Genomic DNA, 16,419 nt, shown 5'->3' with positions numbered 1-16,419 from the left:
TTGTCCGTGTTGCGTTTTGTTGAGCCGCCCGCGGTCTGCGGGCGTGTGGGGGTACTGCTTCAGAACTTGAATACCGGGGCGGGGGCCGCACCGGCAAGATAGGGAAGATCGGTTTCGAACAACGATTGGATGCGCGGCGCGTTGACATCGTTGCGCACGAGCACCGCTTCCATCACCGGCGAGCGACCGCGCACGACGAACATGCGGCCGTTCGGCTCCAGCCAGTCGATGAAACGCTGCGGGATCGTGTCCACGGCGCCGGCGACAAGGATCGCGGTGAAGCGGCGCTCGGTGGTCCAGGCGAACGCGTCGCCAACCACGACCTGCACGTTGTCGACCGACTGCTCCGACAGCGCGGCCGAGGCGGCCTGCGCCAGGTCGGCGTGGCGCTCCAGCGCGAGGACGTCGCGGGCGAGGCGGCCGGCGCAACCGGCCAGGTAACCGGTGCCGGCGCCGATCACGAGCACGTCGTCCGCCGGATCCAGCGCGAGCGCCTGCAGGGCGCGGCCCTGCAGGACCGGCTTCATCGTGAATTCGCCATGGGCCAGCGGCAGCGCGAGGTCGGCGTAGGCCAGGTTGCGATGCGCCACGGGCAGGAAGGCTTCGCGCGGCAGCGTCGCCATCACATCGAGCACGCGGCCATCAAGCACGTCCCAGGGACGCACCTGCTGCTCGACCATCAATTCGCGTGCCTTGTTGTAATCCATGGGGTTCATCGGGGGCTGACTCGTGCGCGGAAGACCGCGAATTGTACCGGGAATACCGCTGCCGGCCTTTGCGGGCGCGGCGCACAGGATGGCCGCGGCCCCAAGTCAGACTGAGTGCCAGAAGTAACCAAGACGGATGTCATCGACGCGACCGACCGCTTGCGGCGGGCTTGCCGGCCGCGGTGTCGCGCACCTGGTAGGCACGCAGGAACAGGTCCACAGCCGAGGCCAGATGCGCCTGGATTTCGTCCTCCGCCGGCCCCGGCCCGCCGAACACCAGGCACGCGTGCGGTTCGCCCTTGAGCAGGCTGAAAAACTGGCCCGCGGCGCGCGCGACGTCGGGGATCTCCAGCTCGCCGGCCTTGATGCGGCGTTCCAGCAGCGCGGAGAAATCGGACTGCACGCGCATCGGGCCGGCGTCCCAGAACAACTTGGGCAGGCCGGAATTCGACATCTGCGGCGAGCACAGCATGCGATGGCCGGCGACGGCCTCCGGCGCGGTCACCATCGAATAGAACGCGTGGGCGATGTCCATCAGCCGATCGCGCAACGGCGTGTCGGGCGAGGGCTCGAACAGGGAGGACGGCAGCGACAGGTCGCAGTGCGACTCCACGGCAGCGAGGAACAACGCGTCCTTGTCGCCGAAGTGGCTATAGACGGTGAGCTTGGAGACCCCGGCCTCGGCGGCGATCTGGTCCATGCTGGCGCCATCGAAGCCGTGCTGAGTAAACATTCTTTTCGCCGCCTCCAGGATGGCGGCGCGCTTGCCCATGTCCTTCGGACGTCCGGGGCCGGCCGGCTTGGCGGTTGCGCCCTGCGGCGCGGAAGGCTGGCGTGGAGCGGTCATGCGGCAATACTAGACTAATCAGTTTGATATTTATACAGTACCCGCAAGTACATTAATTAACTGCAGGGACCCTCGCAATGCGCAGTCCTTTCCTCGCTGCGTTCCGCCTGTCGGCATGGACGCTGGTCGCCTTTTCCACCTTTCTATTGAGCGCCTGCGGGCGCGATGGCGCGGTCGAGGAAGCCCCGCGTCCGGTCCTGGTCACGCACCCGGTCGCGGCCGACCATACCGCCAGCGCCTTCGCCGGCGACGTGCGGGCACGTGAGGAGAGCCCGCTGTCGTTCCGCGTCGGCGGCAAGCTCGTCCAGCGCAATGTCGACGTCGGCGACCACGTGCGCGCGGGCCAGGTTTTGGCGACGCTCGATCCGGGCGACCTGGAAGCGCAGGCCCGCGCCGCGAAGGCGCAACTGGCCGCCGCCGAAGCCGAACTGGGGCGCGCCCGCGCCGATCAGGCGCGCTTCGCGAAGCTGGCGAACGAGCAGTTGGTGAGCCGTTCCACGCTCGACGCCCAGAACGCGGCGGCCACCGCTGCGCAGGGCCAGGTGAATGCCGCGCGCGCCGAGGTCGAAGTCGCGAGCAACCAGGCCGCCTATTCGCAACTGCGCGCCACGCGCGACGGCGTGATCGCCGCGCGCCAGGCCGAAGCGGGGCAGGTCGTCGCGGCCGGGCAGTTGGTGTTCACGCTTGCCGCCGACGGCGTGCGCGAGATCGCCTTCGCGCTGCCCGAAACGATGGCCGGCAAGGTCAAGGCCGGCCAGCCGGTGCAGGTCGAAGCATGGTCGCGTCCGGGTCAGCGCTGGAACGGCCGCATCCGTGAAATCTCCCCCGCGGCCGATCCCGCATCGCGCACCTTCGCCGCGCGCGTCACCGTCGATGCCCCGGCAGGCGCGATCGACCTCGGCCAGAGCGCCCGCGTATACCTGCCCACGGACACCCGCGGCGGCCTGAGCGTGCCGATCGCCGCGCTCCAGCGCGAGAACGGCAAGGCCTCGGTGTTCGTCGTCGACATGAAGACCTCCACGGTGAAGCTGCGGCCGGTGCAGGCTGGCGCGTTCGGCGAGGACCGCGTGCCGGTGCAGGGCGAACTCGCCGCGAACGAGTGGATCGTCGCCGCCGGCGGTCACCTGCTGCGCGACGGGCAGAAGGTGCAGCCGGTCGATCGGGAAAATCGCCCCATCGCGGCATCCGCACGCTGAGGCCGCCATGCGCTTCAACCTCTCCGAATGGGCGCTGCGCCATCGCAGCCTGATCATCTACGCGATGCTGGTGATGGCCATTGCCGGCACGTTCTCGTACCTGCGGCTGGGTCGCAGCGAGGACCCGGCCTTCACCTTCAAGGTGATGGTCATCCGCACGCTGTGGCCCGGCGCGACCGCCGAGGAAACCTCGCGCCAGGTCACCGAGCGCATCGAAAAGAAGCTGATGGAAACCGGCCAGTACGAGTTCATCCGCTCGTACTCGCGCGCCGGCGAATCGCAGGTGATCTTCGTCGCGCGCGATTCGCTGCGTTCGAAGGACATCGAACCGTTGTGGTACCAGGTGCGCAAGAAGGTCGGCGACATCCGCGCGACCCTGCCCAGCGACGTCGTCGGCCCGTTCTTCAACGACGAATTCGGCGACACCTTCGGCAACATCTATGCGCTCACCGGCAAGGGTTTCGACTACGCCGTGCTGAAGGATTACGCCGAGCGCGTGCAGCTGCAGCTGCAGAAGCAGCCCGACGTCGGCAAGATCGAGCTGTTCGGCGTGCAGGACGAGAAGGTGTGGGTCGAGCTGTCGAACGTGAAGCTCGCCACGCTCGGCATTCCCGCCGCCGCCGTGCAGCAGGCGCTGGACGAACAGAACGCGATGGTGCCCGCCGGCTTCTTCGAAACAGGCAGCACGCGCGTGGCGCTGCGCGTGGGCGGCAAGTTCAAATCTGTCGAGGAAATCCGCGAATTCCCGATCCGCGTCGGCGACCGCACGTTCCGTCTTGCCGACGTCGCCGACGTGAAGCGCGGCTTCTCCGATCCGCCGGCGCCGCGCATGCGCTTCATGGGCGAGGACGCCATCGGCATCGGCGTGGCGATGAAGGAAGGCGGCGACATCCTCAAGCTCGGCAAGACGCTGGAAACGCAGTTCGCGCAACTGCAGGACACGCTGCCGGCCGGCATGGAACTGCGCAAGGTCGCCGACCAGCCCGCCGCCGTTACCGAATCGGTCGGCGAGTTCGTGCGCGTGCTGTCCGAAGCCGTCGCCATCGTGCTGCTGGTGAGCTTCTTCTCGCTCGGCCTGCGCACCGGTTTCGTCGTCGCGCTGTCGATCCCGCTCGTACTGGCGATGACCTTCGCCGTGATGGACCTGTTCGGCGTCGGCCTGCACAAGATCTCGCTCGGGGCGCTCGTGCTCGCGCTGGGCTTGCTGGTGGACGACGCGATCATCGCGGTGGAGATGATGGCCATCAAGATGGAGCAGGGCTTCAGTCGCCTGAAGGCCGCGGCGTTCGCGTGGGATTCCACCGCGTTCCCGATGCTCACCGGCACGCTCATCACCGCTGCCGGCTTCCTGCCGATCGCCACCGCGAAGTCGAGTACCGGCGAATACACGCGCTCGCTGTTCGAAGTAGTGACCATCGCGCTGCTGGTGTCGTGGATCGCGGCGGTTGCGTTCATTCCGTACCTCGGCGACAAGCTGCTGCCCGATTACGGCCACGCGGCCAAGCCGCTCAAGCCCGGATCGATCGCGTACCGCTGGCACGAACTCCGCGAGCGCATCGCCAGCCGCTTCCCGAAGCTGCACGACTACATCGCGCCCAAGCCGCCCATCGACGGCCATGCGCACGATCCGTACGGCACGAAGTTCTACGTCAACTTCCGTCGCTGGGTGACGTTCTGCGTGCGTCGCCGCTGGCTGGTGATCGCGGTGACGGCGGCGGCGTTCGTGCTGTCCATCGTCATGTTCCGCTTCGTGCCGCAGCAGTTCTTCCCCGATTCCACGCGACCGGAACTGATGGTCGACATGGAACTGGCCGAAGGCAGCTCGCTGCGCGCGACGACCGAGCAGGCCCAGCGCTTCGAGCAGATCCTGAAGCAGAACAAGGATCTGGCGAACTTTGTCGCCTACGTGGGCACCGGTTCGCCGCGTTACTACCTGCCGCTCGACCAGCAGCTGCCCGCGGCGAACTTCGCGCAGTTCGTGCTGACGCCGAAGAACCTGGAAGCGCGTGAGGAGATCCGCACGTGGCTGATCGATGACGTCTTCCAGAAATTCCCCGAACTGCAGATGCGTGTGACGCGCCTGGAAAACGGCCCGCCGGTCGGCTATCCGGTGCAGTTCCGCGTGTCGGGCGAGCACATCGACCAGGTGCGGAAGATCGCCTACCAGGTGCGCGAGAAGATCCGCGAGAACCCGCACGTGGTGAACGTCAACCTGGACTGGGACGAGCCGAACAAGGTCGTGCGCCTGGTCGTCGACCAGGAGCGTGCCCGCGCGCTGGGCGTGAGTTCGGCGCGGCTGTCGCAGTTCCTGTCCAGTTCGTTGTCGGGCTCGCACATCAGCACGTACCGCGAAGGCAACGAACTGATCGAGATGCTGCTGCGCGGCCCGGCCGAGGAGCGACTTCGCCTCGACATGCTCGGCAGCCTGATGGTGCCGACCGAAAGCGGTGCAAGCGTTCCGCTTACGCAGATCGCGACGCTGGATTACGGCTTCGAGGAAGGCATCATCTGGCATCGTGACCGCCAGCCGACGATGACGGTCCGCGCCGACATCTACGACGGCACGCAACCGGCGACGGTGACGGCTCAGATCTCGCCGACGCTCGACGGCCTGCGTTCGAAGCTGCCGTACGGTTACTCGATCGACATCGGTGGCAGCGTGGAGGATTCCGCGCGCGGCCAGAAATCGATCGCCGCCGGCATGCCGCTGTTCGTGTTCGTCGTGTTCACGCTGCTGATGCTGCAGCTGCGCAGTTTCTCGCGCAGTTTCATGGTGCTGCTGACCGCACCGCTGGGCCTGATCGGCGTGACGCTGTTCCTGCTGGTGTTCCGCGTGCCCTTCGGCTTCGTCGCAATGCTGGGCACCATCGCGCTCGCCGGCATGATCATGCGCAACTCGGTGATCCTGGTGGACCAGATCGAGCACGACATCGGCGAAGGCGCCGCGCCGTGGCAGGCGATCGTCGAGGCCACGGTGCGCCGCTTCCGCCCGATCGTGCTGACCGCGCTCGCGGCGATCCTCGCGATGATCCCGCTGTCGCGCAGCGCCTTCTTCGGGCCGATGGCGGTGGCGATCATGGGCGGCCTGACGGTGGCGACGTTCCTGACGCTGCTGTTCCTGCCGGCGCTGTACGCGGCGTGGTTCCGGGTGAAAGCGCCCGAGGCGGCGTAAACGCGACGCGGTTGCAGGAAACGAAAAGGGCGCCTCCGGGCGCCCTTCTTGTTACTGCTTCGGTGCAACGCTCCACGGCGGTGGCGGCGCCGGGATCGGGTGTTCGAGATCGAACTCGATGCGCACTTCGCGACCCGGACGGGTGAGTTCGTAGGTGAAGCGCTCGTGCGGTTCGATTTCCATCGCCCACACGTTCGACACCGACGTGGCGCGGTCCTCGCGCGCGAACAGCGCCTTCGATGCGGCGTCGGCGGGGAATTCCTGCCGCTCCTCCGTGCCCATGTCGAGGGTATCGCCGCCGTACTGGCTCAGTTCGGCCTCGGTGCCGTCCTCGTGGCGATGGTCGTGCTTCAGGCGCAGGCCCGTCGCGGTGCGCGTGAGTACCCAGGTGCGCGAACGATCGCTGCCGACGAAGAACGGGATGCGGATGGTGTCACGGCTGCATTCGCGCACGTGCATGGTCAGCGCCTTGCCGGCCAGCGGGTTATCGGGGGTGGGCGGGCGATCGGCGACGATGCGGCCGGCGAACGCCTGGCCGCAAAGCGTGGCGACGCGCTGGAAAAACACGTCCTGGGCGGCCGAACTGCCGGCATCGGGCGTGGAACCGCAGGCGGTCAGGCCGAGGGCGAACGCGAAAACGAGGGCGGTGCGTGGGCTCATGGGCGCCCACGCTAGCCCGAAGCACGTGAAGCCGGCAATGCGACCTCGGCCCAGTAACGCCGAATCGCGCCGGCCGTCTCAGTCGCGCATCACCACCGGCTGGCATTCCAGTTCGAGCTGCTCCAGCACCGCGACCATCGCCGCCTGCGTGGACACGCCGCGGCCGGCCGGCGCCAGATCCGCCGTGAACACGCCCGCCGCAAGCGCGCCATCGACCGCCTTCTCGACACAGCGCGCTTCCGACTCCAGGCCCAGCGAGTGCCGCAGCAGCATCGCCGCACTGAGGATCGTCGCGTACGGGTTGGCGACGCCGCGGCCGGCGATGTCGGGCGCCGAGCCGTGGATCGGCTCGTACAGGCCCACGCGCCCTTCGCCCAGCGACGCCGAAGGCAGCAAACCGAGCGATCCAGCCAGCATCGAGGCTTCGTCGGTAAGGATGTCGCCGAACATGTTCTCGGTGACGATCACGTCGTACTCACGCGGTCGCGAGAGCAGGTGCATCGCCATCGAATCGACCAGCTGGTGCTCCAGCGTGACATCCGGAAACTCATCGCGAACCACGCGTGTGGTCACTTCGCGCCACAGCCGAGAGGTCTCCAGCACGTTGGCCTTGTCCACGGAGGTCACATGGCCGCGCCGGCTGCGTGCGAGCGTGCACGCGCGACGCACGACGCGCTCGATCTCCTCGACGCTGTATTCGCACAGGTCGCTCGCCGACGTCGCGGTGCGCTGCTTCTGGCCGAAATACACGCCGCCGGTGAGTTCGCGCACGACGATCAGGTCAACGCCGGTGAGCAGGTGCGGCTTGATCGGCGAAGCCCCGAGCGCGGCCGGATGCGGCTTCACGGGGCGCAGATTCGCGTACAGGCCCAGCGCCTTGCGGATCGCGAGAAGGCCCTGTTCGGGCCGCACCTTCGCGCCCGGATCGGACCACTTCGGCCCGCCCACGGCGCCGAGCAGCACGGCATCTGCGCGCTTGGCGGCATCGAGCGTCCGTGCCGGCAGCGGCTCGCCGGTGGCGTCGATGGCCGCGCCGCCGATGAGCTCGTGCGTGAAGTGGAACTCGTGCCCGTAACGTTGACCGACGGCACGCAGCACCTGCACCGCGGCGGCGGTGACTTCCGGGCCGATGCCGTCGCCCGGCAGAACGACGATCTCAGCTTGCATGGCGGAACTCCTGGGTTTGGCGTTGTTGTTCGAACTGCGAAATGGCCGGCGACTGCTTCAGCAGGAAGCCGAGCTGGTCGACGCCTTCGAGCAGGCAGGTCTGCGCGAACGCATCCAGCGGGAACTGCACGCGGCGGCCGTCGGGCAGCGTGACGCTGCGTTGCGCGACATCGATGCGCAGCTCCACGCCGGGCTGTTCGAGCAGTTCGTCGACGATGGCTTCATCGAGCACGATCGGCAGCAGGCCGCTCTTCAGCGCATTGCTGCGGAAGATGTCGGCGATCTCCGCGCTGATCACCGCGCGCAGGCCGAGGTCGGTCAGTGCCCACGGCGCGTGCTCGCGCGAGGAACCGCAGCCGAAATTGCGGCCGGCGACGAGGATGCGCGCGCCGATGTTCTCCGCGCGATTGAAGGGGAACTCGGGGTTCGGCGAACCGTCCGGCAAGCTGCGCCAGTCGTTGAACGCGTGCTTGCCCAGGCCTTTGCGTTCGGTCGTGGTGAGGAAGCGCGCGGGGATGATCTGGTCGGTGTCGATGTTGCGTTCGCGCAGCACGACGGTGCGCGAGACGACTTCGGTCAGCGGCTGCATCAGGCGGTCTCCAGCTCGGCGGCCGCGTGCGGCGCGGGTTCGGTGGTGAGGTAGGGGCGCGGATCGGTGATCTCGCCGGCCACCGCGCAGGCGGCGGCGGTCGCCGGCGAGGCGAGCACGGTGCGCGCGCCCTTGCCCTGGCGACCCTCGAAATTGCGGTTGCTGGTGGATACCGCCAGCTGCCCGGCGCCGACGATGTCGCCGTTCATGGCGATGCACATCGAGCAGCCGGGTTCGCGCCATTCCGCGCCGGCGTCGCGCACGATGCGGTCGATGCCTTCGCGTTCGGCATCGCGCTTGACCTGCTCCGATCCCGGCACCACGAGCATGCGCACGCGCGGATGCACGCGGCGGCCGCGCAGCACGCTGGCCGCTTCGCGCAGGTCCGACAGTCGCGAGTTCGTGCAGCTGCCGACGAACACCACGTCGACGGCGCGGCCGGCGATCGCGGCGTTCGCATCCCAGCCCATGTAGTCGCGCGCCTTCGTTTCGTCCGCATCGCCGCTGCCGGGCACGTGTGCACTGATCGCCGCGACCTGGCCCGGGTGCGTGCCCCACGTGACGGTCGGCTGGATGTCGCGCGCATCGATGCGCACCTCGCGGTCGAACGGCGCGCCTTCGCCGCTGCGCAATTCCTTCCACGCTGCGACCGCGGCCTCGAACGCTTCCCCTTGCGGGGCACGCGGGCGGCCGCGCAGGTAATCGAAAGTGACTTCGTCCGGCGCGATCAGCCCGGCGCGCGCGCCGGCTTCGATCGACATGTTGCACACCGTCATCCGTTGTTCCATCGACAACGACCGGATCGCGCTGCCGCGGTACTCGATGACGTGGCCCGTGCCGCCGTTGACGCCGATCACGCCGATGACGTGCAGGATCAGGTCCTTCGCGCCGACGCCCGGCGCGAGTTCGCCGTCGATGGTGATCGCCAGCGTCTTCGGCTTGCGCTGCAGCAGGCATTGCGTGGCGAGCACATGGCCGACCTCGCTGGTGCCGATGCCGAACGCGAGCGCGCCGAACGCGCCGTGCGTGGCCGTGTGGCTGTCGCCGCAGACGATGGTCTGGCCGGGTTGGGTGAGGCCGAGCTCCGGCCCCATCACGTGCACGATGCCGCGCTGCGGGCTGTCGTAATCGAACAGCTCCACGCCGAAGCGCGCGCAGTTCGCGCGCAACGTGTCGACCTGCGCGCGCGCTTCATCGTTCACGTACGGCCGCTGGCCGTTGACGTTGACGGGCAACGTCGGCGTGGAGTGGTCGAGCGTGCCCTTGGTGCGCTCGGGCCGGCGCACCGGCAGGCCGCGCGCGTCGAGTTCGGCGAAGGCCTGCGGCGAGGTCACTTCGTGGATCAGGTGCAGGTCGATGTAGAGGATCGCCGGCGCCGCCTCGGATTCGGGCGTGACGACGTGGGCGTCCCACAGTTTGTCGAACAGGGTTTTCGGTTTGCTCGTCATTGACTTGGCTTTCTGGAATGAGGTCAGGCGATCGCCGCGGCGCGCGTGTCTGCGGCCTGCGCGCGCGTGCGCTGCAGGCGGTTGGCGATGTCGAGCCACGCGAGCGCGCTGGCTTCGAGGATGTCGGTACTGGTGCCCGAGCCGGTGAACTCGCGCCCGTCCACGCGCGCGATCACCTGCGCCTGGCCTTGGGCGTCATCGCCCGTCGTGACGTTGGAGACCTGGTAGCTGTCGATCTCCAGCGCGATGCCCGTGGCGCGCGCGAGCGCCGCGAACAGCGCGTGCACCGGCCCGTCGCCGACCGCCGCCTCGCTCACCGATGCGCCCTCGGCATCGACCAGCTGCACGCTCGCGGTGGGCAGACTGTCCTGCGCGACGCCGGTGCTGACATGGAAACGCGCCAGGCGGTGCCCGCGAGCCGCGCGTGCGTCGGCGCCGAGCACCAGCGCTTCCAGGTCGGCATCGAACACTTCGCGCTTCTTTTCGGCCAGCGACTTGAAGCCGGCGAAGACCGCGTTGAGCTGCGCTTCGGGCAGCGTGAAGCCCAGCGCCTGCAGGCGATCGCTCAACGCCGCGCGGCCGCTGTGGCGGCCCATCACCATCTGCGACTGCGCCCAGCCGACGTCTTCCGGTCGCATGATCTCGTACGTGCCGCGATGCTTGAGCATGCCGTGCTGGTGGATGCCGGACTCGTGCGCGAAGGCGTTCTGCCCGACCACGGCCTTGTTCCGCTGCACGGCCATGCCGGTGATGCGCGAGAGCAGGCGCGAGGTGGGAACCAGGCGTCGCGTGTCGATGCGCGTGTGCGCGCCGTAGTACTCGCCGCGCACGCGCAGCGCCATCACCAGTTCTTCCAGTGCGCAGTTGCCGGCGCGCTCGCCGATGCCGTTGATCGTGCATTCGACCTGCCGCGCGCCGCCTTCGATCGCGGCCAGCGAGTTCGCCACCGCCAGGCCGAGGTCGTTGTGGCAGTGCGCGCTGAACACCGCTTCGTTCGCGCCGGCGACGCCCGATTCGACGACGGATGCACGCAGGTACTCGAAGAGCGTGCGGATCTCGCTCGGCGTGGTGTAACCGACGGTGTCGGGAATATTGAGCGTGCGCGCGCCGGCCCGAACCGCGGCAATGCAGACCTGCGCGAGGAAATCCGGCTCGGTGCGCAGCGCGTCCTCGGCGGAGAACTCGACGTCGTCCACGTGGCGCTTGGCCAGCTCGACCGCCATGACGGCACGTTCGAGCACCTGCTCGCGTGTCAGCCCCAGCTTGTGTTCGCGATGCAGCGGGCTGGTGGAGATGAACACGTGGATGCGTGGATGCACGCTGCCGTCCAGCGCGCGCGCGCAGGCTTCGATGTCGCCGACGTGGCAGCGCGCCAGCGTCGCAACGGTCGCGCCGCGAACCTCGCGCGCGATGGCGCGGACCGCGTCCATGTCGGCTTCCGAACTCGCCGGAAAGCCCGCTTCGATCACGTCGACACCCAGCTCGGCGAGCGCGTGCGCGAAGCGGAGCTTCTGCGGCGCGGTCATGCTGCAGCCGGGCGATTGCTCGCCGTCCCGCAGGCTGGTGTCGAAGATCCGTACTCGGGCGGCGGGGTCGTTCATGCGGTGAGCTCCTCGTGGTCGCGCGCGACGACGGCGGCGCGCGGCTTGGATGGGAAAGCGGGATTCAGGGTCGCGATGGCCGGCTCCAGCGCGGGCGCAGGCATCGCATCGCGATGGCGGCGGCGGGGACGGCGCGGTGCGCGGGGGCGCACGTCGGACAGCAGTTGCGCGAGCACGACCGCGTCGACGTTTCCGCCGGACACGACGGCGCACTTGCGCTTGCCGGCGATGCGACGCCCGGCGGCGAGCGCCAGCGCGCCTGCGCCTTCAGCGATGACGTGCTCTTCGAGCGCCAGGCGCACCAGCGTTTCGCGCAGTTCGGCCTCGCGCACGACGACCACGTCGTCGAGCAGTTCGGCGAGCAGGCGTTGCGTCAGATGGCCCGGCTCCTTCACGCGCACGCCGTCGGCGAGCGTCGCGACCGGATCGCACGGCGTGCGGTCGCCACGCAACGCGCGCAGCATCGAATCGACGCCTTCGACCTGCGCGCCAATCACGCGAACGCCCTGCGACTTCAGCGCCAGCGCAACCCCGGACGCGAGGCCGCCGCCGCCGATCGGCACGAGCACGACGTCCGGCGCTAGCGCGGCCAGTTCCAGCCCGACGGTGCCTTGGCCGGCGATGACGTCGGCGTCGTCGAACGCGGACAGCACGCGGTAGCCGTTCTGCTCGGCCAGCTCCGCGGCGAAGGCTTTCGCTTCGTCGTAGGTGTCGCCATGCAGGCGCACGGTCGCGCCCCAATGCGCGACGCCGGCGATCTTCGTCTGCGGCGCGTTGCGCGGCATCACGGTGATCGCGTTGACGCCCAGGCGATACGCGGCCCACGCCAGTCCCTGCGCGTGGTTGCCGGCGGAGGCGGCGATCACCGGTCGATGATCGCCGCGTTCGCGCGCCGCGAGCAGGGCGTTGAGCGCGCCGCGCACCTTGTACGAACCGGTGCGCTGCAGGTTCTCCAGCTTCAGCCAGCAGCCGAAGCGCTCCGCATGATGCAGCGGCGTCGCCGGCAGGTAGCGACGCAGCCGCGCCTGCGCCGCGAGCACGTCGGCCGCGGTGACGCGTACGTCGGTGGGTACGTCGCCGTCCATGTCAGACGGCCGTCAGCCAATGCGTGTACGACGACTCTTCGCCGCGAACGACGCGACCGTACAGCGCCTGCAGCTCGCGCGTGATCGGGTTGTCGCCGAACTCGCGCCGGTCGAGCGCGCTGATCGGCGCGATTTCCGCCGCCGTGCCGCAGACGAAGACTTCGTCTGCATCCAGCAGTTCGTGATGCGTGACCGCGCGCGATTGCGCGCCGCTCAGCGCGATCACGCTGTCGCGCGTGATCCCGGGCAGCGCGTCGCGATGCGAGACGGCCGTGACCTCACCGCCGCGCACCATGAACACGTTGGCGCCGGTGCACTCGACCACGTAACCGTCCTCGTCGACGAACAGCGCTTCGTCGAAGCCGCGCAGGCGCGATTCGCGCTTGGCGAGGATCGAGTTGATGTACGCGCCGCACAGCTTCAGCGGCGGCAACGACGATTCCGGATTGCGCTTCCACGGCGACACCGTCAGGCGCGAACGCTTGCCATTGAGGTGCACGACGGTGGGCAGCGTCATCACCATGAAGTGCTGGCTCAGGCCCGGCACGTCCAGTCCGACCGTCACGCCATCCGCACCGTTGCCCAGCCACGTCAGCGGGCGCACGTACGCATCGCGATGCCCGTTCGCGCGCAGCGTCTGCAGCGTCGCTTCGAATGCCGCATCGACGTCGAAGTCGATGCCGAGCAGGTCGGCGCCCTTGCGCATGCGTTCCAGGTGCTCGGGCAGGCGGAACACGGCCGCGCCATCGCGCGTGGCGTAGCTGCGGATGCCTTCGAACACGCCGGTGCCGTAATGCATCGCGTGCGTGGTCAGCGGCGCGTGCGGCGTATCGGCGGCGGTCAGTTCGCCGTCGAACCACAGCAGCGGCATGCCCGGACGGCGCGCTTCGTCTCGCAGTTCGATGGGCTTGCCCGCGGGTTGTCGCGAGGCGATGGCTTCGGGTGCGATCACCGACATGGCGACACCTCCACCGCGAGGCAGTCGTAGAGCTTCTCTAGCTGGTGCTGCAGGTTGGCTTCGTCGCGTTCGCCTTCAACGGTCAGCCGCAGGTACCAGCGGTCGCCGTCGGCCTGCGCTTCGCCATCGACGGCGAGCGGGCGGAAACCGCGGCGTTCGGCCGCGCCCAATACCCGCGACAGCGCGCCTTCGGCCTGACGGAGCGTGAGATCAAGCTGGTATCGCATGGCGGGGATCCTCGGTGGGGGTGGGTTCGTTCGACGCGCCGGCGTCAAGCTCCGGATCGAGCATCTGCGCGTTGTTGTGGTTGGGCGGCACCAGCGGCCACACGTTTGCGGCCTGGTCGATGGCGACGTGCAGCAGCGCCGGGCCGTCGGTGGCGAGCAGCGCCTGCAGGGCGGCTTCGACGGATTCGGCGCGATCGACGTGCAGCGCCTGCACGCCGAACGCCGCCGCGACCGCGCCGAAGTCGGGGTTGTCGGACAGGTCGATCTCGGAATAGCGCCGGTCGAAGAACAGCTCCTGCCATTGGCGCACCATGCCGAGCGCCTGGTTGTCGAGCAGCACGATCTTCACCGGCAGGCCATAGCGGCGCAGCGTCGCCAGTTCCTGCACGTTCATCAGGAACGAGCCGTCGCCGCTGACGCACACGACCGGCGCATCGGGCGATTGCAGTTGCGCGCCGATCGCCGCCGGCAGGCCGAAGCCCATCGCACCGAGCGCGCCGCTGGTGAGGTGCTGGCGCGGCGTACCGAAGCGCCAGTGCTGCGCGACCCACATCTGGTGCTGGCCGACGTCGCAAGCGACGATTGCGTTGGGCGCCAGTTCCGACAGGCGCTTCAGCAGCGCCGGTGCGTACACGGTGTCGCCCGGGGCGTCGTAGCGCGCGGCGAATTCGTGCATGCGCTGCTGGCAGGTCGCGCGCCATTCGCGCCGCGCCGCGCCGTTGCGACCGTGCAGGTGCGCGGCGCAGGGCAGGGTGAGCGCGGTCAGCGTGCGGCGGATGTCGCCGCACACGGCGGCATCGGCGTGGCGCAGCTTGCCGATCTCGCACGCGTCCAGGTCCATGTGGACGACGCGCGCGTTCGGCGCGAACTCCGCCAGCTTGCCGGTGGCGCGATCGTCGAAGCGCGCGCCGACGACGATCAGCAGATCGCTTTCCTGCACCGCCAGGTTCGCCGCGCGGCTGCCATGCATGCCGAGCATGCCGAGGTTCAGCGCGTGGTTCGACGGCAACGCGCCCAGTCCCTTCAGCGTTAGCACGGTCGGGATCTGCGTGGCGTCGACGAACGTGCGAAACGCCTGCACCGCATCGCCCAGCGCGATGCCACCGCCGCCGTAGACGACGGGCTTCTTTGCCTGCGAGATCATCGCGAGCGCCGCGTGCAGCGAGGCGTCCTTCGGCGCGGGCACGTCGTCGATTTCCGCCGGCACGTGCAGCGGAAGGTGCGATGCGTCGCCGACCTGCACGTCCTTGGGCAGGTCGATCAGCACCGGGCCCGGGCGACCCGAGCGCGCGATGCGGAATGCCTCGGCGACGACATTGGGCAGTTCGTCGACGCGGCGCAGCAGGAAGCTGTGCTTCACGATCGGCATCGTCATGCCGAACACATCCAGTTCCTGGAACGCGTCGGTGCCCATCAGCGGCGTGGCGACCTGCCCGGTGATGATCACCATCGGCACCGAGTCGAGCATCGCGTCGGCGATGCCGGTGACCAGGTTCGACGCGCCCGGACCGGACGTCGCCACGCATACGCCCACGCGCCCGCTGGCCCGCGCATACCCGTTCGCCGCGAAGGCCGCGCCCTGTTCGTGGCGGACCAGCACGTGCCTGAGCTGCGATCCGTGCAGCGCATCGTAGAAGGGCATGATCGCGCCGCCCGGGTAGCCGAAGAGCGTGTCCACGCCTTCGGCCGCCAGGGCCTGCACCAGCCAGCGGGCACCGTTCATCACGCGGCCTCTGTCTGCGCCTGGCGCTTTTCGGTCGCGGCCGACGCGGCCTGCGGCGCGGTCGAAAGCCACTTCATGTTCGCGCGAAGCTTCTTGCCGACCGCTTCGATCGGATGCGTCAGGTCGCCTTCCTTGAGCGCCTTGTAGTTCGCGTTGCCCGCGGCGTATTCGGCGATCCACTGGCGCGCGAACGTGCCGTCCTGGATCTCGGCGAGGATCTTCCTCATCTGCGCGCGCGTGTTCTCGTCGACCACGTAGGTGCCGCGCGTGAGCGCGCCGTACTGCGCGGTCTCGCTGATGAACTCGTGCATGCGCGTGATCCCGCCTTCGTAGAACAGGTCGACGATCAGCTTCAGCTCGTGCAGGCACTCGTAGTACGCGACTTCCGGCTGGTAGCCGGCTTCGACCAGCGTTTCCCAGCCGGCCTGCACCAGCTTGGTCGCGCCGCCGCACAGCACGGCCTGCTCGCCGAACAGGTCCGTTTCGGTTTCTTCCTTGAACGTGGTGCGGATCGCGTTCTGGCGCGCGCCGCCGATGCCGGCGCAGTAGGTCAGCGCGAGCTGCTCGGCGTTCCCGCTCTTGTCCTGGTAGACGGCATAGACCGACGGGACGCCGCGGCCGATCTCGTACTCGCGACGCACCAGCGCGCCCGGGCCCTTAGGCGCAACGAGCACGACGTCCAGGTCCTCGCGCGGCGTGATCTGCCCGTAATGCACGTTGAAACCGTGCGCGAACAGCAGGCACGCGCCCTGCGCGATGTTGGGCTCGATCACTTCGCCGTAGAGCTGCGGCTGCACCATGTCGGGCGTAAGCACGGCGACGAGTTCGGCGTCCTTCACCGCCTCGCTTGGCGACTTCACGGTGAAGCCGTCGGCCTTCGCCTTGATCTCGGTCGGGCCGCCCGGACGCAGGCCGACGGTGACGTCGAAGCCGGAATCGCGCAGGTTCAAGGCATGCGCGCGGCCCTGGCTGCCGTAACCGACGATGGCGACGCGGGGTTTTTGCTGGGTGGTCATGATCGTGTCCGTAGTGGATGGAG

The 16,419-nt window shown here is 68.7% G+C and carries 14 protein-coding genes; 2 read left to right on the top strand and 12 right to left on the bottom strand.

Annotation, left to right across the window (positions count from 1 at the left end; all coding sequences use genetic code 11):
* Positions 1 to 59: 59 nt before the first annotated feature.
* Positions 60 to 716 (bottom strand): protein-L-isoaspartate O-methyltransferase family protein, encoded by a 657-nt coding sequence (locus DX912_RS16285; RefSeq protein ID WP_181902870.1) that lies wholly within the window; start codon positions 714 to 716, stop codon positions 60 to 62.
* A 130-nt stretch (positions 717 to 846) separates the two neighbouring features.
* Entirely contained in the window at positions 847 to 1,554 is a 708-nt protein-coding gene (locus DX912_RS16280; protein ID WP_115844221.1) for a TetR/AcrR family transcriptional regulator, read from the bottom strand.
* Positions 1,555 to 1,631: 77 nt separating this feature from the next.
* Between DX912_RS16280 and DX912_RS16275 the strand changes: the two genes are divergently transcribed.
* Both DX912_RS16275 and DX912_RS16270 read left to right on the top strand, forming a co-directional pair.
* Positions 1,632 to 2,750 (top strand): efflux RND transporter periplasmic adaptor subunit, encoded by a 1,119-nt coding sequence (locus tag DX912_RS16275; protein ID WP_115844219.1) that lies wholly within the window; start codon positions 1,632 to 1,634, stop codon positions 2,748 to 2,750.
* A gap of 7 nt (positions 2,751 to 2,757) precedes the next feature.
* Complete coding sequence (locus tag DX912_RS16270; RefSeq protein WP_115844217.1) at positions 2,758 to 5,922, top strand: efflux RND transporter permease subunit; 3,165 nt, start codon at positions 2,758 to 2,760, stop codon at positions 5,920 to 5,922.
* Positions 5,923 to 5,973: 51 nt separating this feature from the next.
* Here the strand turns inward: DX912_RS16270 and DX912_RS16265 are convergent, their stop codons facing one another.
* The 10 genes from DX912_RS16265 to ilvC form a co-directional block, all read right to left on the bottom strand.
* A complete protein-coding gene (locus tag DX912_RS16265; protein ID WP_115844215.1) occupies positions 5,974 to 6,582 on the bottom strand; it encodes a hypothetical protein in 609 nt (202 codons plus the stop codon).
* Positions 6,583 to 6,660: 78 nt separating this feature from the next.
* Entirely contained in the window at positions 6,661 to 7,749 is a 1,089-nt protein-coding gene (gene leuB, locus DX912_RS16260; protein ID WP_115844212.1) for a 3-isopropylmalate dehydrogenase, read from the bottom strand.
* Positions 7,739 to 8,338, bottom strand: coding sequence for a 3-isopropylmalate dehydratase small subunit (leuD, locus tag DX912_RS16255; RefSeq protein ID WP_115844210.1), 600 nt, complete (start codon positions 8,336 to 8,338; stop codon positions 7,739 to 7,741). Before leuD ends, leuB begins: the two co-directional genes overlap by 11 nt.
* A complete protein-coding gene (gene leuC / locus DX912_RS16250; protein WP_115844208.1) occupies positions 8,338 to 9,786 on the bottom strand; it encodes a 3-isopropylmalate dehydratase large subunit in 1,449 nt (482 codons plus the stop codon). The genes leuD and leuC overlap by 1 nt, the downstream gene beginning before the upstream one ends.
* 23 nt (positions 9,787 to 9,809) lie before the next feature.
* Entirely contained in the window at positions 9,810 to 11,387 is a 1,578-nt protein-coding gene (locus DX912_RS16245; RefSeq protein ID WP_115844206.1) for a 2-isopropylmalate synthase, read from the bottom strand.
* Positions 11,384 to 12,472 (bottom strand): threonine dehydratase, encoded by a 1,089-nt coding sequence (locus DX912_RS16240; protein WP_115844204.1) that lies wholly within the window; start codon positions 12,470 to 12,472, stop codon positions 11,384 to 11,386. The genes DX912_RS16245 and DX912_RS16240 overlap by 4 nt, the downstream gene beginning before the upstream one ends.
* A 1-nt stretch (position 12,473) precedes the next feature.
* On the bottom strand, positions 12,474 to 13,430 hold the full coding sequence (locus tag DX912_RS16235; RefSeq protein WP_115844202.1) for an aminotransferase class IV: 957 nt from the start codon (positions 13,428 to 13,430) through the stop codon (positions 12,474 to 12,476).
* On the bottom strand, positions 13,421 to 13,657 hold the full coding sequence (locus DX912_RS16230) for an ACT domain-containing protein (protein WP_115844200.1): 237 nt from the start codon (positions 13,655 to 13,657) through the stop codon (positions 13,421 to 13,423). The genes DX912_RS16235 and DX912_RS16230 overlap by 10 nt, the downstream gene beginning before the upstream one ends.
* Positions 13,641 to 15,380 carry an acetolactate synthase 2 catalytic subunit gene (gene ilvG / locus DX912_RS16225; protein WP_115844198.1) on the bottom strand — a complete coding sequence of 580 codons (1,740 nt, stop codon included), beginning with the start codon at positions 15,378 to 15,380 and terminating at the stop codon, positions 13,641 to 13,643. The genes DX912_RS16230 and ilvG overlap by 17 nt, the downstream gene beginning before the upstream one ends.
* Positions 15,380 to 16,396 (bottom strand): ketol-acid reductoisomerase, encoded by a 1,017-nt coding sequence (gene ilvC, locus DX912_RS16220; protein ID WP_115844196.1) that lies wholly within the window; start codon positions 16,394 to 16,396, stop codon positions 15,380 to 15,382. The genes ilvG and ilvC overlap by 1 nt, the downstream gene beginning before the upstream one ends.
* Between the last annotated feature and the right edge of the window lie 23 nt (positions 16,397 to 16,419).

Source organism: Lysobacter soli (genome assembly GCF_003382285.1).
GTDB lineage: Bacteria > Pseudomonadota > Gammaproteobacteria > Xanthomonadales > Xanthomonadaceae > Lysobacter_J > Lysobacter_J soli.
The sequence above is the reverse complement of the archived record's forward strand: the minus strand, read 5'-3'. Positions and strand labels throughout refer to the sequence as shown.